Source organism: Legionella sainthelensi (assembly GCF_900637685.1).
GTDB classification, from domain to species: Bacteria; Pseudomonadota; Gammaproteobacteria; order Legionellales; family Legionellaceae; genus Legionella; species Legionella sainthelensi.
The window spans coordinates 953,580-974,348 of sequence record NZ_LR134388.1; the positions used below are offsets into that span (position 1 = coordinate 953,580).

Here is a 20,769-nt window from a genome sequence, read left to right on the forward strand (position 1 = left end):
TTATGATTCTTTGTATTGATGTTGGAAACTCACATATTTATGGCGGTGTTTTTGATGGCGATGAGATAAAGTTGCGTTTTCGCCATACATCCAAGATAAGTACGTCAGATGAATTGGGTATTTTTTTAAAAAGTGTTTTGCGAGAAAATAATTGCTTGCCAGAATCAATTAAACAAATTGGCATTTGCTCTGTTGTCCCCCAGATTGACTATTCTTTGCGCGCAGCCTGCGTTAAGTATTTTTCTATAGAACCCTTTTTATTACAAGCAGGAGTTAAAACGGGCTTAAATATCAAGTACCGTAATCCAGTGGAGGTTGGCGCTGACAGAATTGCTAATGCAATTGCCACTACCCATCTTTATCCCAATCAAAATGTAATTGTTATTGATTTTGGTACGGCAACTACTATTTGTGTGATTAGTGCACAAAAAGCCTATATGGGAGGAGCCATTCTACCTGGTGTTAGACTTTCAGTGGATGCTTTATCAAAAAATACTGCCAAATTGCCAGCAGTGGAGATAATAAAAATAGAGAACTCAATAGGACGTTCAACAATTGAAAGCATACAATCGGGTGTTTATTATGGCGTTCTTGGTGCTTGTCGAGAATTGATTCAGCGGATGATCGAAGAGGTTTTTGGTACAGAAAAAACTTTAATTTTAGCTACTGGTGGATTTGCGTCATTGTTCGAGAAGCAAGGTTTATACGATTATTTAGTTCCAGATCTAGTACTTCAAGGAATACGCTTAGCTGCCTTGATGAATAATTGATTTTGATTGGTGATTTTAACCCATCTGGTGTAATGAGAATCTTAATCTTTGAGAAGGCAAGGAATGCCTTCCCGAAAATAAGTGCATAGTAAATCACTTTAAACCTAATCTTATAATTTCCCCCTGTTTTGAATCTGTTTTTAAAAACTATCTTTCTTTATGATTTTAAATTTGCCCATTATTTTGCTATATAGATTTTTTTTTAATCTCATATTTTGATCACTTTAAATAAAATACTTAAAAAGCAATTTTTTATCTTGACGCATGGAGAAATGTGTTTCTATAGTGTATAAAAGTGGAGTAAAATAATAAAAAAGTGGAGAATTGTGGAGGAATAAAAACCTTCACATACAGAAAAGCATGTTTCGGGGAATAAATGCCATTACTATCGATACAAAAGGACGCTTAGCTATTCCTACGCGTTATCGAGCGGCATTGGGGGCTGATGAAAAAATACCCTTAGTAATAACTATTGATACCGAAGAAACATGCTTGCTGCTGTATACAGCAGCTCAATGGCAAATCATTGAAAATAATTTGCAGAAACTACCCAGCTTTAATGCCGCTGCACGAAGAATACAACGTTTATTGATTGGTCATGCAACTGATGTCGAAGTGGATACCAATGGACGCGTGTTGCTGCCAACAGTGTTGAGAAATTATGCGCAGTTGGAAAAAGATGTAGTGATGATAGGCCAAGGAAATAAATTTGAAGTCTGGAATAAAGATATTTGGGAAACTCGGCGTGAACAATGGTTAGCTGAGGAAAGTTCTGGGACTTCTAGTTTACCTGATGAAATGAAAACGTTTTCTTTGTAATGGAAACAAATATGGCAACACATCAATCCGTATTATTGCACGAATCAATAACAGGCTTAGCCATTAAAAGCGATGGTATTTATTTTGATGGCACTTTTGGACGAGGCGGCCATAGCAAGGAGATTTTGCGTCATTTAGATAAAGAAGGTCGTTTATACGCTATAGATAAAGACTTGGATGCTGTCACGTATGCCAAGGAGCACTTTGACCACGATAAACGATTTCATATATTTCAAGGTTCCTATGCAAAAATTGAGCAATTTGCAACTGAAGTAGGTGTCTTGGGAAAGGTAGATGGTATTTTACTTGATTTAGGTGTTTCTTCACCGCAATTGGACAATCCTGAAAGAGGCTTTAGTTTTATGCAGCAAGGTCCATTAGACATGCGTATGGACAGATCCCAACCATTGAGTGCTGCACGTTTTGTTAACGAAGCAGAAGCTGGTGAAATGGCCGCTGTTTTTAAACTTTATGGGGAAGAGCGCTTTGCGGGAAGAATAGCAAAAGCAATTGTCGCAGCACGAAATATAGCCCCAATTTCTACAACTTTGCAATTAGCAGAAATTGTAAAAGAAGCAAATCCCAAATGGGAAAAACACAAACATCCAGCAACCCGTGTGTTTCAAGCAATTCGAATTTACATCAATCAAGAACTTAATGATTTAGAGAGTTGTTTGGAACAATGTATCCATGTTTTAGCGCCTAAAGGCAGATTGGTAGTGATTAGTTTTCATTCCCTTGAAGATCGAATTGTCAAACAATTTATGAGAAATAAAGAAGAAGGTGCTAAACCACCTCCTGAAGTACCTATACGTTACGAAGAATTAAAAACAAATTTTAAAAGAATAGGTAAAGCCATAATGCCGCAAGAAAGTGAAGTAAGTGAAAACGTCAGGGCTCGAAGTGCAGTACTAAGAATAGGGGAGAAATTAGCATGAACGCTGCAGCGAAAGTGATCAACCAAGAAGGTACTTTATTTAACGGTCAACTGGCAGATATACATATGTCTAAATCATTATACATGCTGGTTATTTTATTAATCGCTGTATTGATAAGCGCGTTGGCAGTTGTTTACAGTACTAATTCATATCGAGTCACTTTAAATCAAGTGGAACAACAAGAACAATTCACCCACTATTTGCAATTGCAATGGGGTCAATTGCTTTTGGAGCAAGCGAGCTTGGCTACTCCAGCCCGGGTAGAAGAGTTGGCTAGCGATAAATTACAAATGGTTTTGCCAACATCTAAAAATACTTACTGGTTGCAAGCTCAGCAGTAGAAGTTTTTGTTTCAAACGAGTACCATTGCCACTGGTTATAAATGGTAGATACCCATGAAAAAATCAACCCATCTAAACAGACTTGTCATTGTATCTGCTTTTTTTTCTTTGCTTTTAGTTATTTTGGTTTTGCGAATGGTTGATTTAACCGTTCTTCATCGACAATTTCTCCAGGGCCAGGGTAATGCACGAAGTTTACGGGTAGTAGACATTCCGGCTCATCGAGGGATGATCATGGATAGAAATGGTACTCCTTTGGCAATTAGTACTCCTGTAGAGTCAGTCTGGGTTAATCCCAAGGAGTTTGCTCCAGATAAAGAACAATTTATGTCCTTGGCAGCCTATTTAAACTTTACTCCCCAGCAACTAAGTCGCAAAATTGTAGATGCTGAAAATAAAGAATTAGAATTCATTTACTTACAAAGACAATTACCCCCTCCTTTGGCGAAGCAAATAAAAAATCTTAAAATTCCTGGTGTTAATTTTCAAAAAGAATTTAAACGTTATTATCCTGATTCAGATAGTATTTCGCAGTTGGTAGGCTTTACAAACGTCGATGATCATGGGTTAGAAGGCATAGAGTTAGCCTATCAAGATTGGTTAAAAGGCGTTGTCGGTAAAAAAAGAGTAATTAAAGATCGTTTAGGTAGAATTATTGACGAATTAGGGGTAATTAAAGAACCACGTCCTGGACGTGATATGACTTTAAGTATTGATAGACGATTGCAGTATTTAGCATACAGCGAGTTGAGTAAAACTGTAGAAGAATTTGCTGCAAAATCGGGTTCGGTAGTAGTAGTAGACACTGAAAATGGTGAAATTTTAGCCATGGCTAATGTACCCTCTTATAATCCAAATTCACGGGGTCGTTATGACAAGGATACTTATAGAAATAGGGCTGTAACAGATACCTTTGAGCCTGGATCGGTAATCAAAACGTTTAGTATCGCAAGTGCCTTAGAAACGGGTTTGTTTAAACCCTCAACGATTATTGATACAAATCCCAGTTGGATGGTTGTGCATGGCCATGCAGTACGTGACATTCACAATTATGGGGTTTTGGATGTGACGGGTGTATTACAGCACTCGAGTAACGTTGGGGTAACAAAAATGGTTTTGGCAAGCCCCCCAGAACAACTAATTGGGTTATTGCAACGTTGTGGTTTTGGCCAACGTACAGAAAGTACTTATCCCGGTGAAAGTGAAGGTGGAATTGTTAACGTCAAAGATGCTAATCCGTTCGTTTTGGCTACTTTAAGTTTTGGGTATGGTCTATCTGTCACTGCATTGCAATTGGCAAAGGCCAATATGATTTTTGCAAATCAAGGAAGACTCATTCCAGTGACATTGCTGCACAATGATCCACCCACGCAGGGAGTACAAGTCATAAAGCCTGAAACAGCCCAACAGGTTCTACATATGATGGAAGCAGTTATGAAAGATGGAACGGGTCGAGCTGCAAAAGTACCTGGATATCGTGTAGCTGGAAAAACCGGAACAGCGCGTGTAGCAGGAAAAGATGGATATAAGGATAAAAAATATACCGCGAGTTTTGTTGGCATTGCGCCTGTTTCAAAGCCTAAATTCGTGGTGGTCGTTATCATCCATCAACCTTCTCGGAAAGGATATTATGCTGCCGCTGTTGCTGCTCCTTTGTTTACAAAAATCATGTCCGGAGCATTGAGACTGTTTAACGTACCTACGGATGAGTTAGTGGGGTAAGCTTGATCTATTCCGCGCAGTTGAGAATTCATTTACAACGGCGGAACAGGGCTGTATAAAAAAAATAGATCCTCATTGCTGGTGCTGAGTTACATACCAATCAGGAACGAATTAATGAAACTTTCACACTTATTAAAACCTTGGATGGAACAATCGGTAATGGACTGTATGATTTCGGGTCTAGAAAATGACAGCCGCCGAATTCATCCAGGAGATTTGTTTATAGCCTATGCAGGTGCGGCAGCTGATGGTCGTTTATTTATAGACAAGGCTGTAAGTTCAGGAGCGGTTGCAGTTGCCTATGATCCTGCGGGTTTTCCTGGTAATTGCGTATTACCTGAATCTGTTCCTTGTATTCCTGTACCCCAGTTATCGATGCAGCTTTCTAGTATTGCAAAACAGTTTTATGATAATCCCGGATATTTTTTAAATATAACCGGTGTGACAGGTACTAATGGAAAAACAACAATTGCATATCAACTTGCTCAAGCACATCATTTACTAGGGCAAAAAGCGGCTTATATAGGTACTATTGGCCAAGGCAATGTGAATGAATTACAGCTATTGGATAATACCACTCCTGATTCCCTGTATTTACAGAAATTATTGCATCAATATAAGAACCAGGATACACGACAGGTATGTATGGAAGTATCCTCTCATGCACTCGCGCAGCACCGCGTCGATGCCCTTGAATTTAATCAAGCTATATTTACTAACTTAACTTTAGATCATTTAGATTATCATCATAGTATGGAAAACTATGCCAGGGCTAAGTCATTACTATTTGCCAGAGAGTCCTTGGAGTGGGCAATTATCAATCAAGATGATGCTTATCATAAGATTATGGCTGCTGCAATTAAGCCACAAGTAAAAAAATTAACTTATGGAATACATCAAGATTGTGATGTTAGAGCTAAGAAATGGTTTATGGATATTTATGGCACGGAAATTGAAGTGCACTCGCCTTGGGGGCAGCATCAAATAAAAATCAAAGCGTTAGGGCAATTTAATATTTACAACAGCCTAGCAATATTTAGTAGTTTGTTAGCTGCTCATTACATCCCTGAACAGGTAGTTGAGGTAATGACCCAATTAAAAGCTGCTCCAGGACGTATGGAAATTGTTGCTCATACTCCATATGTTTTGGTTGATTATGCACATACACCTGATGCCTTAGAGAATGCTTTAATGACTTTAAATCAATTGAAGAAAGGGCGTTTATGGGTAGTATTTGGTTGTGGCGGGGATAGAGATAAAACCAAAAGGCCTATTATGGGAATGGTTGCGGATAAGCTGGCAGATCACATTGTTATTACGAGTGATAATCCACGCACCGAAGAGCCACAAGTAATCATTAATGAAATTTCACAAGGCATTGCTCCAACGTCTAAAGTCATTCAACGAATAAATCGTGAGGAGGCAATTGCTTATGCTTTAGGTAACGCAGATGAAAACGACGTTATTTTAATCGCTGGAAAAGGGCATGAATCGTATCAGCAGATTGGTGCTGTGAAACATCAATTTTCTGATCAAGAGGTAGTAAGAAGGTTAATCCAAAAATAAGTCAGCGTATATGCCTGATGCATCGAAAGGATGTATTTGACACATTTTGCGCTCAAATCCTGCTTTTCCCCAGGCGCCAGGCATACTTTCTAAATGGATACAAAATAAATGATTATATAAGAAGTTTTTGAGTTAGCCTGAGCGAATTCGAATTTCGCTCAGGAATTGATTCTTAATGTGCTTTATATATTAATTGTTTTAGTTTCATTGGTGATATTTCATAAGAACCCGTGATAGCGATGGCCAACACATCTCTTTCACCTGATTCATAAAAGCAAATTACATCATTATTATAGGAATCAGGCACGCCTATACCAGTCATTTTTGATAAAATATCATTAGTTCTTTCAATAGTTTCGTTCTCTGAGTGTGCATTTACTGGTCCAATAGCGAAGCTCCAATTTGAATCAGTATTGTAATGGTTCGTTGCATAGCCTATATAATAATTTCGATCGACTATTGAGGCTTTATTGATCCCTATTTTTTGGATTTCACCAAGATCAGGACATACTACATCTTGGGCAAAAGTAGAACCAGAAAAAATTAATGCAGCTGTAAAAGAGGCCAACTTTGTTCCTAAAGACATTATAAATACTCCTTTATTTTTATAAAAACCGGTAAGAGATTATCAGTTGATTTGCTGATTTACAATGAACAAAGTTAACTTTAATAACATTAAATACAATTATGGGGCACTCTTTATTGGTTCACATACCCAATAAGAGTTTCGTTTTCTCATCACCAAGCGATTCCATGGAATACTGACAAAAATCATGACGGTTTTGATGATGTTTACGCAACTCTATAAACGCCGATTTTTTATCTATAGCTTTTTTTAAATTCACTGTTTCTTCAATGGGGTTATAAAGGGATAACACCGACTCATACCATAATTTATTTTTTTCTATATGAATGGTTTTTATCGTTTGGGGTGTGGCAAATTGAGGCACGGGCAAATTTGCGACTTGGTGTAAAGATAAGCTAACCATCGCCACAGCAGCATATTTTGCTTCAATACTGTGGCCTGCTATGTGGGGCGTGCAGAGTACTGCTTTATCAATTATACGTACATCAATTGTTGGTTCATTTAGATATACATCAGTGCAATAAATCAAGGCCTTGGGTTCATGGAGCAGGGCCTCTTCATCAATAACTCCTCCTCGTGCAGCATTAATAATAATGGAACCGGGCTTTAATTGAGTCAAAAAATGTTGATTAACTAAGTGACGACTAGGGAAGGGGGGATTGTCATGCAGTTCTGCATGAATACAGATGAGATCCGCTTGATACAAATCCTCTAGAGAGCAACTTTGAAAAGCATCCGCTTCGCGCATCGCTTTCAGTGGATCATAGTGCAATACTTGGAAACCTGCTGCCTGCAATCGTGTCGAGACTCGGGTTCCCACCTTACCCAAACCAACCACACCGGCTTTATTGCCTTGAATAAAATGGCGCTGCTCCAGAAAAGCAAGACAGGCAACAACATAATCAGCGACAGCTCTAGCATTTGACCCTTTGGCGTCTATGATTTGAATATGTTGTGCGTTTAACCAGGAGTGATCGAGATGATCAGTGCCTGAACTTGCAGTAGCTACATACCTTATCGAATGATTTTCTAATAACGCTCGATTTACTTTAAGCGTAGAACGACAAAGAAGAACATCCTGTCCAACGAGTAAGTGAGCAAGTTCATTGGCATGATTATAGCGCATTAAGTTAAAAGGCTTAGGAAAAGCTTGCTCTAGTCCGGGAAGGGATGCATCGGCTAAAATATTCATATATTAAAAATGGCACTCAGTGTCACTAACCCCAAATTGATCAATGGAGTTAATATGATACCCAAAGCTCCAGTAAATACTAACAGAATTAGAATAAAAAATCCGTAAGGTTCTATTTTTTCGTAAGCAATCGCTTGTTTAGGAGGTAAAAGACTGCTCACTACTCTGCTCCCATCTAATGGCGGAATAGGAAGTAAATTTAAAGTCGCTAAAATCAAATTGATCAATATCCCAGCCTGAGCTGTGGCATAAAGAAAAAGTACTGGCATTGAGGAGGCAGGATTGAGAATTAGTGAAATTTTATAACAACCGGCCCATAAAAAAGCCATAAAAATATTTGCAAAAGGTCCTGCAAGAGTGACAAAAATCATGTCACGGCGAGGGTGACGAAATTGCCTCCAATTGATAGGAACCGGTTTGGCATACCCGATTACAAAATTAAATTGAGTCAAAACACCTACTAACAGAGGAATGAGCACTGTACCTATAGGGTCAATATGACGTATCGGATTTAAGCTTAAACGGCCAAACATTTTTGCGGTAGTATCTCCACATCGATAGGCCACGTAAGCATGAGCTGCTTCATGCAAGGTTATTGCAAGTAAAATAGGAATAGCCCAAATACATATTTTTTGAATTAAAGTAAATTCCAACATTAAAAATGACTCATGATCAAAGTATTCTGATTCTAACGAATAGTGACTTGAAATAACAAGTAAATAATAGGTCAAAATATGCTCATCATCGATATTGCCTTTTATAATTTGAGTTCTGGTCCGTTATAAACTGATGTGAATTAGGTATTTATATAGGTGTGTATCGATGATTCTAAACTAGAATCTTACTCACGTAGGGCAAAGTAAAAAGAGTAATTAATTTATTTTTTACAATAAAATAAAGCACCCCAAACCAAAAAGTTCAAATAAAATTCAATAAGTTGATTGATTGAGCTTTCAGTGATAGAATGCGGGCCAAATTTAACTAGTCTAGGAGAGAAAATGCCAATGTTAAATCAATTATCATCTGAACTGAGAGAAGCTTTAGGTAAAATGAGTCCCAGGGCAACTCAATATCAAGTGCTAGCTGAAAAAAGCAAAAGTGAATCATTACGAGATAATCAAGATGCAATTAATTATGTTGACTCTGTAATTAAAAGATATAAGTCAATTAAAGCAATTTCTCCTACTACTTCTTTGTTAGAAAGCAAAAGAGAATCTTTTCTTGCTCTGCTGAAGCAACATGTTGGAGAAATCGCTGTTTTATCATTTTCTAAACCATCAGATGTAGCATCTCGATTAAAAGAAGTCGATTTTTCTAACGATTCAATCGATGAAATTACTAAAGGAATGGAACAACCCGGAGTCAATGATGATGATCTGGCAACTCTTATCACTTCCGTAGTTACCAGTGAGACTTCTTTACTGTCTGCAAATAGCCATCATCATGGCCATCCTTATGCGTACAGTCATTTCCATGGCCATCGGTAATTAATTTATTAGGAGAGTCATCATGTTAGTGATGAATGACTGTGCTATTGATCCGGGCGATATTTTGTTTGTAGTTACTAATAGCAAAAAGCCTTTGGCTCTATTCAAGCAAGCAGCACAATCACTAACAACATCTCGGAGCAAACATGGACATAGAGAAGTTATCTCTGTCTTTGTTTGCACTGGAAAGAATAAATATGGGGTAATTTGTAATAATTTTGAGCGAAAACTATCTTTATCCACCGAGTCATTTATTAAAACCCTACAAGAAAAAACTGTAGAAGAATTATCTGTTCTGCTTTTAAATTACTGCACTAAAGAACTTACTCGTGCCCAACTAAAAGAAGCTCTTGCAACTGGTCATCGTTGGATGAGGCGATTGGCCAAAGATATGAAAGGGATAGAGGATAAGGATGAGCTTATTGAACAATTTATCACTGCATCCAAAGAGAATAAAGATCGCTTAATCCAACTCTTAGTCACTTTTTGGCGTGCCACGGGGCAAGCTGACATTCTCCCTGTAGTTAATTCAAGTTTATTACTTTTTAAACATACTGACAGTAAAATAAGACAGCAATTTCTTGATGAATATTTAGAACAAGTCAAGTTGACTGAAAAGCTCCATGCTGAAGGAAAAGTACGTACTAGTCTTTGGGTCCTTATCAAATCTTTTTTTCAGTGGTCAAGTCAAGATAAGAAAGACAGAGAAAAAAATCCCCCATCAGAGGCTACTTATTGTTCGCGTAATCTCATGCAAGTTCTAAATCAGGTAGATCCTAATTTGGTCGATCGTGGAAGACATGTGTTACCAAAAGCTTTAGAGGCAGGTCTTAGAGAAGCTACAAAAAGAAAAATACAAGTAGAAGGCACGGCCAATCAACAACAATTAGATGAATTTGAGGATATGGTTGCAGCACAAGAACAATCACTTCCACCATTTACGTTGCAGATTTTGCCTTCCTCAGGTCGAAAGCTTATGAGTACTTTGTTAGAGGTGGTTGACAATGAAATTATCCGAATTGAATCTAAGTGGTGGACCAATAAGGCTGACAAAAAAAAAGCATCTGATTTGAAACAGCTTCTGTTACCTTTCCGCGATCCTAAATTGCAAACATATCCTGTTAATTTGCAGGTGGATACTGGTTTAGAGCTTATCGCAACGTTACTTCCAACACTGCAAAGAAAAACCGGACTTTTAGGAGCCTGGTTTCCAGCAACTTCATATTCTCATGTACGCGCATTTGCACGAACCCAAGGTATTTTTGATGGTGACATTCGTGAAACAATAGAGAAACTAAAAGACAAACCTCCTAGACGAATTGCAGAGGACAAAAATACTCAAGAAAAAGAGAATAAACATCCTGAAAACTCTGCAAAGAGCCAAATATATATTTTTGCGGATTGGTCATTCTCTAGTTGGTCAACAAATAAACGTGAGCTGTTACTCGAACATATGCTTGACTTACTTGCTGCAGGACATTCTTTATATACCTGGGAGAATGAACAACTGGTTCAAATGAATAAAGAATCTTTGCAAAATGCAATTAATGGCGAAGATTTTGACGATTTATTGGTTTCTAAGTTAACGCCAGCAACGAGAACAGTATTGGCTCAACAGGCCAAACAACAAAAATTAGATACTACAAAGATACAATTTCTTGACTATAAAGCATGTCAAAATCTAGTCGAGGACCGTGAAGCACTTGAAGTAAAGCTCGATAACATTGCTCCCTTATTCGCAACAAAACTTGATAATTATCATTTGGGACAAGCCAAGCAAAATATTATTGATATTGAGATTGCAAATATCGAGAATAATCAAATAGAACTCGTTAGATTGCAACAGATCAAAGAGCGCATTGCGACACAGATGAATGCGAAACAAACAAATTTTCAAAGTGGTATAGATACGAAAGCATTTGTTTCTCAACCCCAATACAGGGCACCTATATTTAAATCTGTTGATTTAATCACTTTGACCCCATCAAGAAAGTATTATCGTAATGAAGTATATTCTGATTTAACTATTAATGAGAATCCCTCTTCTCCATTCCAGTATTTCGAATTATTAGGAATGAACGCTACTGAAAATCTAGTTCATTGTAAGTATAAATTTCATGCTAATGGAATAACAAAAGATTTAATAAAAAGAAGAAAGGAACAGTCAAAGTTAACAGTGTTTGAAGGAGAAAAGAGTATTTGTCTTACCAGTAACTGGCAAGCTTTACCTTCCTTAGATCCGAATGAAAAATTGTTGGATATTGCACTAAAAGGATTAAAAAAAGATGATTTTGAAATAAAATATTCTAAAGAAAATCACCTCTATTACATTCGGTTAGCTAAACCCCAAACAGCTCCTATAGACGTCACGGTTCATTTACTGCTGCGTATGTCCCAACACTATAGAGCAAATCCTGTATTTAATACTTTAATAAAAAATCCAGAGCATCAAGAAGTTCATCGTTTATTAATGAAATACCTAAAGTTTGGCAAAGATCATGGAAAACTCCGTGATTCTGTCGGAGTCAGTATCCACAATGGTCATGAATACCTTAATGAGGCGCGAAAACAGGGTATTGCAAGTTGTCGCTTAAGAGCTATTGCATTCAAAGAAGAAATGAAACGTTTATACCCCGAGATTCCTGTTTCTGTTATTGTTAATTCAGATCATTGTTTTATCGAAATGAAGCTAGACGGGTTATGGCAAAGATATTGCCTTGGGGGATACAGAGATACTCCAAGTTTTATGGAATCGATGAAAGAGGATATTTTAACCTCTCTAAAATCGGACTCAAGGAAGCATCGGTTTTTTAACGAAGAACCAAAAGCATCTCAAATTAAGGCTCCTGTTGAGCAAGTCGCGATGGTTGTGTAGAAATGGATTTTCATTTTCGCGAAAATAACGAAAACTCCTTAAGTGAATAGCGGCGAGCCTAAGGGCAAAATGTTTCTGCTTCAGGCCTGGTATAAAAGCTTCAAGCCGATGCGAGTGCATTTTTTCAATCCAACACACACAAGTTAGATTTTCATCTAGGGTCTGTTGACAATTCACCTGCTGCCTACGTGCCGCGGCTTGTCCGCGGCATCCAGTAGATGGTCAAATTAAAAGCTGAACAACCTAATTGATTGATTAATGGAAGCACACTCATAATATAACGGCTCAGATACCAAGTATAAAACGAGTTTGCAATGCTTAGACTTATGCTCAATGACGAGCGTTGGTCAAAGCTGAGGGAGAGCATGCTACAGCACAGAATTTATGACAAGCCCAATCTTCGTAGGATAGTTGAGGCAATGTTATATCGCATGCGGGTTGGGTGCCCTTGGCGTGACCTACCGATAGATTTTGGATGCTGGAATTGAATTTATCAACAATTTAATCGATGGTCATCTCAAAAAAAGTTAATTCAAATTTTTAAAACGCTTGTGCAAGAGCCCGATTTAGAATGGGAGTTTATTGATGGCAGTATTGTCAAAGCTCATCAACATAGTGCTGGCGCGCCTAATAAGGAAGAACAAGGCATTGGTAAGTCGGCTGCTGGAAATACAACGAAGATTCATATGGACGTTGATGCTCACGGATTACCTATTGATTTTGAAATAACAGGTGGCGAAGTGCATGATTGCAAAGTGGCACCAGAATTTATCGAAAAGTTACCTGCTGCAGAACATACTATTGCAGATAAGGTTATGATAGCGAAGAGGTTCGAGATACCATTCGAAAAAAATCATCCATTCCCGTGATTCAAGGAAAGAGCAATTCTAAAACTGGTAATGCAGATATGGATTGGGGTATTTATAAATACAGACATCGAGTTGAAAATTTTTTTGTCAGAATAAAACACGTTCGTGCAATCGCCACAAGAGTTGATAAATTAAAGCGAAACGATGCTTCTGTTGTTGCTATGGCATGCGCATTTTTATGGCTACCTATGTAGCGCAGCTTCCGGTATTATCTCAGTGTTTGCCCAACATCCAAGGAAGTACGATGAGTCTGGCTTATGTTTCTATTCTTGCGAGTCAGCATCATGGTACTCTTTACGTAGGGTCTACGTCAGACATCATTAAACGGACTTGGGAACACAAAAATAAAGTCAGTCCTGGTTTCACTGCTCAGTATAACGTACATATGCTGGTCTATTATGAAGCATATGAATTATACGTTGAAGCAGCACGACGTGAAAAACGTTTCAAAAATTGGCCAAGACAATGGAAAATAAATTTAATAGAGAAACTAAACCCTCAATCGCGTGACCTGTATCAAGAAATTTGCCAATGATTTAGATCGAATGGATGCCGCGGACAAGAAGCGGCACGAGGCGGCAGGTGAATTGTCAACTGACCCTAATAAAATTCATAATTCACGTTCAATGTGAGTCTTTGATTATGGTTTATTGAATGGTTACAATAGATTAAAAATAATGAGGTAATAAGGATATGTCATTACTTGATAAGATATTAGGAAAACCTCTACCATTAAAGGCAAAAAAAAAGCAACAGCTGTCTATTTTTACAGGCGTTCCTGCATTAGGCTTAGACGCATTATCTTCGACCGCTTACGGCCCGGAAGCAGCACTCACCATCTTATTACCGGCTGGAATAGTAGGGCTAAATCACTTTTTCGCTATTTCATTATTGGTTGTTCTGGTTCTTGTGTTTTTGTATTTTTCTTATTTGCAAACGACAGCCGCTTATCCAAATGGAGGCGGTGCATACATTGTCGCTAGTGATAATTTAGGTAAAAAATACGGTTTAGGTGCAGCAATTTCTTTAATACTGGATTATTTGTTAAATGTTACTGTTGGAATCTCAGCAGGTGTTGGTGCTATAGTTTCAGCGCTTCCGTCATTGCAACCTTACACTCTCATCCTATGCCTTCTCATCTTGCTCATGCTGACTTTGCTCAATTTAAGAGGAATTCGTGAGACGGGAACACTTTTTTTGATCCCGGTATTTATCTTTATTGCATGCATGTTAGTTGCTATGTGCATCGGTATTGTGGACGTTTGGTCCAGTGGCGGGCATCCCCAGCTGATTAATGAGCCTCCAAAAACACAAGCAAATTCGTTTGAAGCATTAACATTTTGGATGTTTTTAACGGCATTCGCCAATGGATTAACCGCAATGACGGGAGTTGAAGCGGTCAGTAATGCAGTTCCTCTATTTCAGAAACCCACCGTCCGCAATGCACAATGGACCTTGACCATAATCGTTGTTACTCTAGCTGTTTTTTTAATAGTTATAGGTTACTTATGTCCTGCTTATCATATTGTAGCTATGAATCAGAATCAACCTGGATATCAGACCATCTTGTCGCAATTGGTTATGGTGACCACAGGAAAAGGCATTTTTTACTACATTTCAATTGTTAGCATTTTTATTATCCTTGCTTATTCCGCACAAACTAGTTTTTCAGGTTTTCCAAGAGTCTGCCGTTTACTAGCCGAAGATAACTATTTACCCTATTTTTTTGCTGAGCGTGGGCGACGCCTCGTTTTTTCAGTCGGCATTATCATTCTTGCCATTTTTTCAGCCATCATTCTTATTGCCTTTAATGGAATTACGAGTAATCTCATTCCATTATTTGCTGTTGGCGCTTTTAGTGCTTTTCTTTTTTCTCAGAGTGGCATGGTCGTGTATTGGTTACGTCAAGAAAATCGCAAAGTTCGTTATAAGTTAATAATCAATGCATTAGGTGCTCTGGTAACGGCAATTGCTCTGTTTATTATCATCATTACAAAATTTGTAGAAGGTGCCTGGATAATTATTGTTCTAGCACCCACACTTGCTTTTTTGATGCATCGTATAAAACTTCATTATAAGAAAATTGCCCATGAAATTAAAAATCCAATTAAGATCAATCCTAACTCCTTAAAACCTCCTATAGTGATTATCCCCATACATGGTCTAGATTTAATTGCTGAAAAAGCAATACAATTTGGAATGTTGCTTTCAGAGGATATTACGGCTGTTTTTATCGATGCTGGTTATGAGGATGTCCATGGATTGAAAAAGCTTTGGCATGAAAAAATTGAAATCCCAGCGTATAAGGCAGATAAAAAGATTCCTAAACTTGAAATTATTAAATCACCTTATCGCCGTATCTATAAGCCGTTATTAAATTTTGTAAGTAAAGTAAGAAAAGACAGGAAAAATGAACTTATTGCGATTATTATACCTGAATTAATAGAGCCTAAATGGTATGAGTATTTGTTACATAATATTCATGCGACAGGTTTACGTGCGTTACTTTTTTTAGAGAGAGAGCCGCGCATTATTGTAATTACAATACCTTGGTATTTACGCGAGTAAGGATTGATTGATGACACAATTTGAAAAAACAGATTATTTTATGAAAAAACCTTGGGTTATTTTTCTTTATGCAATTTCTGTTATTGTAGCCTATTATTTTGTTGATAGGCCATTGGCAATTTATTTGCATCAATTAGATCTGGGGACTAAAGTACCTTTATTAGAGGCATTAACTGCTTTAGGTAAGTCGGTAGCCTATATAGCTTTATTTTTTATCATAGGATTATATTTTCGTTACATTAAAATTAATCCCTTATACGAAGCAAGGTCTTGGTATTTGTTAGGTTGTGTTTTTATTGCAAATTTTGTTTGTGTGATTCTGAAGATTGCGTTAAGTCGTGCTCGCCCTGATTTATTGTTTTCGAGTTATGAATTTGGGTTTTATTGGTTTAAACTGAGCAGTAATTACTGGTCTTTTCCTTCAGGGCACACAACTACAGTTGTTAGTTTAGCCACGGGATTAGGTGTACTTTTTCCGCGTTATTTTTATCTTTTACTTATTGTTGCATTTTTTGTGGCTCTATCAAGAATTTTATTATGCTTTCATTATTTGAGTGATGTGATGAGTGCTTTTTATATTAGTTTATTAGTAGTGAGCTTTTTTACTGAATATCTTAGAAGGAAAGTTGGTTCCAAAAAATGGATGGTATTGTTTGGAGTAAAATTACAATCAGAATTATAACAGTATCAATCCATAACTAATGCTAGGGAGTGCTGATGAGTATAGAAACAGAATTAAAAACTCTGGTTAGCATTTATGCCAGTTATGATGAAGAAAAAAAAAGTTATTTGAGTTCTTTAAATAAAGAGACTCTTTTACGTTTAGATGCTGACTTTATTCGATTTATCAATAAGCTACTTTTAAAAGATGGTCCAGACAAGAGAAAGATTCGAAAAAATTATAAAGCAATAGCAGTGCAGTTTCATCCAGATCATAGCTCTTCATTCAGCCCTGAACTTGGATGGCTTGAACAAAACCTATCTGAGGGCCGTAATGATGGGGCTTGTTTCAAAACGTTAATGCTCTGTTATGAAAAATTAACTTCACCACAAGATTTTAAACCTATTCAATTTGATGAAATCACTACTCGTGAAGATTTAAAAAAGTGGTTGGAAATGTTAAAAAATCGCTCTAGAACTTATACTGAGCGTAATTTTTATGCCAGTCTTTTAGGTTTGTTAGATGAATCGACAAGCTATTTCGATGAGGTTGGCAAGATAAAACCGACCGGGTTGCGTGCTCTAATCTCGTTTCTACCTATGGTATTTATCAGTTTTGGAACTTTTGTTTTTGCAGAGGAGTTATTTGCCGTTTATGCGCTCTATTTTGCTTTATTAAAAAGTGGACAATTCCTTGAGAGTAGTCAATCTAAAGAGCTACAAAAACTAGGTGAAACATTACAGAAGATTAGTGCAGTGACAGCAACAGCTACAACCACTTTATTGGTCCGTTTACTCGAAATGACTTTCTGGGCAACGCGTCAATTTTATGATGCGAGTTTACAGATTGGCTCCGCTCTTTTAACTCCTCTGATTGCTGTTTCTTCACCGACGCAACATCCTGAAGAACCTAGTGAGGTATCCATTTGCAAGGAATTAGTTCTAGCAAGTCAAAATCAAAGTACGGTTGAAAATTTTAGAACTCCAGAATTAAAAATGATTGCAGCACCTATCGAGTCATACCTTGGATTATTAGATCAGCAATTTTTTAAAAATTGGCGAGCAGGAGGAGTAAAATCTCGATCTTTAGAGGCATTTTTACTCCACATGCGTGTTATCGATAAAGAAGGTGATTTAGAAGTAGAGGAAAAAATAAAAAAGGCATCTGAAAGGTTGCTCTTAGTGAAGCAAGATTCAAATGTTTATAATGGTAATACCGCATTAGCTGTTGATCGAGCTGATCGAGTGATCAGTTTATTAAAGGCAAATATGGCAAATCAGATGACATTGTCGAATCGTTAGGGGCAATATACAATTTGTAAAACCAGGATCAAAATAGCTTGATTTTTAATTCTGTATTTGTAAATGTCATTGCGTATTAAATCAAGCTATTTTGAACAGCATAGAAGAATTATAAACAAACACTACGGTAAATTTTGTTTAAATTGTTACTTCCCCTTGAATTAGATACCGTATCTCTGGCAAGATGCGTTTGTTTTGATTATCCAGTGAGGAATTATGAAAATTCTCGTGGCAGTGAAGCGTGTAATTGATCCTTATGTAAAAATTAGAGTCAAATCGGACAATACCGGAGTTGAAACACAAAATATCAAAATGGCAATGAATCCATTTGATGAAATTGCTGTTGAAGAAGCATTACGTTTGCGTGAAAAGAACTGGGCGACTGAAGTTGTTGCGGTAAGCATTGGTGGTGACAATTCACAAGAAACACTGCGCCATGCTTTAGCCTTAGGTGTTGATAGAGCAATTTTGGTACGAACTCAAGATTCTTTTGAAAGCCTAAATATCGCTAAAATATTAAAAAAAATTAGTGAAGATGAAAAACCAGACTTGGTATTGATGGGCAAACAAGCTATAGATGATGACAGTAATCAGACGCCGCAAATGTTAGCTTCTTTATTAAATTGGCCGCAGGCTACTTATGCTTCCAAAATCGAGCCAAATGGAAGTTCTCTTCAGGTAACTCGTGAAATAGATGGAGGCTTAGAAACTCTAAGTGTACATTTGCCTGCTATTGTGAGTACCGATTTACGTTTGAATGAGCCTCGATATGCGAGCCTTCCAAATATCATGAAAGCGAAAAAGAAACCGCTAGATATAATTGAACTAGAAAATATGGGATTGTCACTTAAAAAGCATAGTGAAATATTAAAGGTGGCTGCACCAGCAGTTCGTAGTTCTGGTGTGAAAATTGAATCAGTCACTGAGTTATTAAATAAACTACAGCATGAAGCCAAAGTGCTTTGATAGGGAGGAGTGATGAGCACTTTAGTAATCGTTGAACATGATAACAAAATAGTACATCCATCTACTCGTAATGCTTTGGCTGCAGCATTAGAGCTGGACGATAAGCCGACTTTATTAGTGATAGGGCATGAATGTCATTCAGTAGCAGAACAAGCTGCAAGTTTTGCAGGAGTCCATGTAGTTTGGTGTATTGATAAATCCTGCTATAAACATCCAGTGGCAGAACAAATCAGTGATTTAGTTCTTTCATTTGCACGCTCATTTGATAATATATTAGTTTCTGCCAGTACTTTTGGTAAAAATATTGCACCGCGTGTTGCTGCTCAATTAGATGTAACTCAAGTTTCTGATGTAACTAAAATAATTGATGCAAATACCTTTGAACATCCAATCTATGCGGGTAATGCTATAGAAACAGTGCGTGTTTTAGATCCTATTAAAGTATTAACAATTCGATCCACAGCATTTGCTCCGATAACAGCCAATCAAGCGGTTTGTCACATTGAAGTCATCGATAAAGAGGTTCTTGCTGAACGAGCTCAATTTGTCAAACATGAATTAAGTAAATCGGAAAGGCCAGATTTAGGAAGTGCCAAAATTGTAGTTTCAGGTGGTAGAGGGTTGCAAAGTGCTGAGAAATTTAAATTAATAGAAGAGTTAGCTGATGCTCTTGGCGCTGCAGTAGGCGCTTCCCGTGCTGCTGTTGATGCTGGTTTTGTTCCTAATGATTATCAAGTAGGACAAACTGGAAGAATTGTTGCTCCTATGCTTTATATTGCTATCGGCATTTCCGGTGCTGTACAGCATTTAGCAGGAATGAAAGATTCCAAAGTGATTGTTGCAATAAACAAAGATGAAGATGCGCCTATTTTCCAAGTTGCAGATTATGGTTTGGTTGGGGACTTATTTGAGTTAGTACCACAATTAATCGAACAGTTAAAAAATCGTTAGAGGGGAAAAAGTATGTTAGTAGGTGTTCCAAAAGAAATTAAACCTCAAGAAAATCGTGTGGGTCTTGTTCCTTCTAGTATCAGGGAAATTATCAGGGTAGGAAGCTCAGTTATTGTCGAGAAGGGTGCAGGTTTAGGGATTGGTATCTCTGATGATGATTACCGGCATGCAGGAGCCGAAGTAGTTGAGAGTGCTGATGAAGTGTATTCTAGGGCAGAGTTAATTGTAAAGGTAAAAGAGCCGCAGCCCATTGAATGCAAACGCTTGCGTGAAGGTCAGACTTTATTTACCTATTTACATTTGGCTCCAGATCCACATCAAACACGTATGCTTAAAGAGTCTGGTGTTACAGCCATTGCTTATGAAACGGTGACTCAAGATGATGGTGGTTTGCCATTATTAACACCTATGTCTCAGGTTGCTGGTCGGATGTCAATTCAAGCAGGTGCGCATTGTTTGGAAATGGCTCAGGGTGGAAGCGGTATTTTATTAGGTGGCGTGCCTGGGGTTGCTGCTGCCAATGTGGTGGTTATTGGTGGCGGAGTTGTTGGTACTAATGCAGTACGCATGGCTATGGGGATGGAAGCACGAGTCACAGTATTGGATCGTTCTTTAGCGCGCTTAAATGAATTAGATTTTCAATTTGGCTCTAAGATTAATACGGTTTATTCTACTGTTGACAGTATTGAAAAATATGTTGCTAGAGCTGATTTAGTGATTGGAGCCGTTTTGGTTCCCGGAGCAGCAGCACCCAAATTGGTAACACGATCTATGCTTCGCTCAATGCGTCCAGGCTCTGTTTTAGTAGACGTTGCTATCGATCAAGGCGGATGTTTTGAAACAAGTCGTCCAACGACACATCAAGAACCAACATATGTTATTGATCATGTAGTTCATTACTGTGTGGCTAACATGCCAGGAGCTGTACCAAGAACTTCAACTTTTGCCTTGAATAATGCGACTTTGCCTTACGTCTTAAGTATTGTTACTAAAGGTGTGAAACTGGCCTTATTAAATGATAAGCATTTACTTAATGGATTGAATGTTCATCAAGGTAAAATTACTTTTGAAGCAGTTGCTCGTGATTTAGGTTATGAGTATACACCTGCCGCTATTGCCTTAGCTGGGCGATAATTTTAAAGATGCTGTTGAATCAT

General features: G+C 37.7%; 18 protein-coding genes and 1 pseudogene. 16 read left to right on the forward strand and 3 right to left on the reverse strand.

Annotated features, from left to right (window positions below; all coding sequences use genetic code 11):
• Positions 1-2 precede the first annotated feature (2 nt).
• The 6 genes from EL220_RS04210 (at position 3) to EL220_RS04235 (ending at position 6,156) form a co-directional block, all read left to right on the forward strand.
• Positions 3-770 (forward strand): type III pantothenate kinase, encoded by a 768-nt coding sequence (locus EL220_RS04210; protein WP_027270976.1) that lies wholly within the window; start codon positions 3-5, stop codon positions 768-770.
• A gap of 360 nt (positions 771-1,130) precedes the next feature.
• On the forward strand, positions 1,131-1,589 hold the full coding sequence (mraZ, locus tag EL220_RS04215) for a division/cell wall cluster transcriptional repressor MraZ (protein ID WP_027270975.1): 459 nt from the start codon (positions 1,131-1,133) through the stop codon (positions 1,587-1,589).
• A gap of 11 nt (positions 1,590-1,600) precedes the next feature.
• Complete coding sequence (gene rsmH / locus EL220_RS04220) at positions 1,601-2,527, forward strand: 16S rRNA (cytosine(1402)-N(4))-methyltransferase RsmH (RefSeq protein ID WP_027270974.1); 927 nt, start codon at positions 1,601-1,603, stop codon at positions 2,525-2,527.
• Positions 2,524-2,868 carry a cell division protein FtsL gene (ftsL, locus tag EL220_RS04225; RefSeq protein WP_027270973.1) on the forward strand — a complete coding sequence of 115 codons (345 nt, stop codon included), beginning with the start codon at positions 2,524-2,526 and terminating at the stop codon, positions 2,866-2,868. Before rsmH ends, ftsL begins: the two co-directional genes overlap by 4 nt.
• Positions 2,869-2,922: 54 nt before the next feature.
• On the forward strand, positions 2,923-4,590 hold the full coding sequence (locus EL220_RS04230) for a peptidoglycan D,D-transpeptidase FtsI family protein (protein WP_027270972.1): 1,668 nt from the start codon (positions 2,923-2,925) through the stop codon (positions 4,588-4,590).
• A gap of 114 nt (positions 4,591-4,704) precedes the next feature.
• Entirely contained in the window at positions 4,705-6,156 is a 1,452-nt protein-coding gene (locus EL220_RS04235) for a UDP-N-acetylmuramoyl-L-alanyl-D-glutamate--2,6-diaminopimelate ligase (protein WP_027270971.1), read from the forward strand.
• A gap of 172 nt (positions 6,157-6,328) precedes the next feature.
• On the opposite strand, the gene EL220_RS04240 is transcribed toward EL220_RS04235, so the two are convergent.
• The 3 genes from EL220_RS04240 to EL220_RS04250 form a co-directional block, all read right to left on the reverse strand.
• Positions 6,329-6,742, reverse strand: a complete 414-nt coding sequence (locus EL220_RS04240; protein ID WP_027270970.1) for a DUF4949 domain-containing protein — start codon at positions 6,740-6,742, stop codon at positions 6,329-6,331.
• Positions 6,743-6,863: 121 nt separating this feature from the next.
• The gene (locus tag EL220_RS04245) at positions 6,864-7,934 is read right to left on the reverse strand and encodes a 4-phosphoerythronate dehydrogenase (RefSeq protein WP_027270969.1); all 1,071 of its coding nucleotides are present in this window, start codon (positions 7,932-7,934) and stop codon (positions 6,864-6,866) included.
• Positions 7,931-8,590 (reverse strand): site-2 protease family protein, encoded by a 660-nt coding sequence (locus tag EL220_RS04250; protein ID WP_027270968.1) that lies wholly within the window; start codon positions 8,588-8,590, stop codon positions 7,931-7,933. The genes EL220_RS04245 and EL220_RS04250 overlap by 4 nt, the downstream gene beginning before the upstream one ends.
• A 342-nt stretch (positions 8,591-8,932) precedes the next feature.
• Here EL220_RS04250 and EL220_RS04255 point away from each other — a divergent pair, with 342 nt between their 5' ends.
• The 10 genes and pseudogenes from EL220_RS04255 (at position 8,933) to ald (ending at position 20,746) form a co-directional block, all read left to right on the forward strand.
• Positions 8,933-9,421: a hypothetical protein gene (locus tag EL220_RS04255; protein ID WP_027270967.1), complete on the forward strand. Its 489-nt coding sequence runs from the start codon at positions 8,933-8,935 to the stop codon at positions 9,419-9,421.
• A 22-nt stretch (positions 9,422-9,443) separates the two neighbouring features.
• Positions 9,444-12,296, forward strand: a complete 2,853-nt coding sequence (locus EL220_RS04260; protein WP_027270966.1) for a hypothetical protein — start codon at positions 9,444-9,446, stop codon at positions 12,294-12,296.
• A 314-nt stretch (positions 12,297-12,610) separates the two neighbouring features.
• Positions 12,611-13,359, forward strand: a pseudogene (locus EL220_RS04265) (IS5 family transposase).
• 50 nt (positions 13,360-13,409) lie between these two features.
• The gene (locus EL220_RS04270) at positions 13,410-13,700 is read left to right on the forward strand and encodes a GIY-YIG nuclease family protein (protein ID WP_128130972.1); all 291 of its coding nucleotides are present in this window, start codon (positions 13,410-13,412) and stop codon (positions 13,698-13,700) included.
• 158 nt (positions 13,701-13,858) lie between these two features.
• Positions 13,859-15,733: an APC family permease gene (locus tag EL220_RS04275; RefSeq protein ID WP_027270586.1), complete on the forward strand. Its 1,875-nt coding sequence runs from the start codon at positions 13,859-13,861 to the stop codon at positions 15,731-15,733.
• Between the two features lie 10 nt (positions 15,734-15,743).
• Positions 15,744-16,415, forward strand: a complete 672-nt coding sequence (locus tag EL220_RS04280) for a phosphatase PAP2 family protein (protein WP_027270587.1) — start codon at positions 15,744-15,746, stop codon at positions 16,413-16,415.
• 35 nt (positions 16,416-16,450) lie between these two features.
• A complete protein-coding gene (locus EL220_RS04285; protein ID WP_027270588.1) occupies positions 16,451-17,695 on the forward strand; it encodes a hypothetical protein in 1,245 nt (414 codons plus the stop codon).
• Between the two features lie 216 nt (positions 17,696-17,911).
• The gene (locus EL220_RS04290) at positions 17,912-18,661 is read left to right on the forward strand and encodes an electron transfer flavoprotein subunit beta/FixA family protein (RefSeq protein ID WP_027270589.1); all 750 of its coding nucleotides are present in this window, start codon (positions 17,912-17,914) and stop codon (positions 18,659-18,661) included.
• Positions 18,662-18,673: 12 nt separating this feature from the next.
• Positions 18,674-19,612, forward strand: a complete 939-nt coding sequence (locus EL220_RS04295; protein ID WP_027270590.1) for an electron transfer flavoprotein subunit alpha/FixB family protein — start codon at positions 18,674-18,676, stop codon at positions 19,610-19,612.
• Positions 19,613-19,624: 12 nt separating this feature from the next.
• Positions 19,625-20,746: an alanine dehydrogenase gene (gene ald, locus EL220_RS04300; protein WP_027270591.1), complete on the forward strand. Its 1,122-nt coding sequence runs from the start codon at positions 19,625-19,627 to the stop codon at positions 20,744-20,746.
• Positions 20,747-20,769 lie beyond the last annotated feature (23 nt).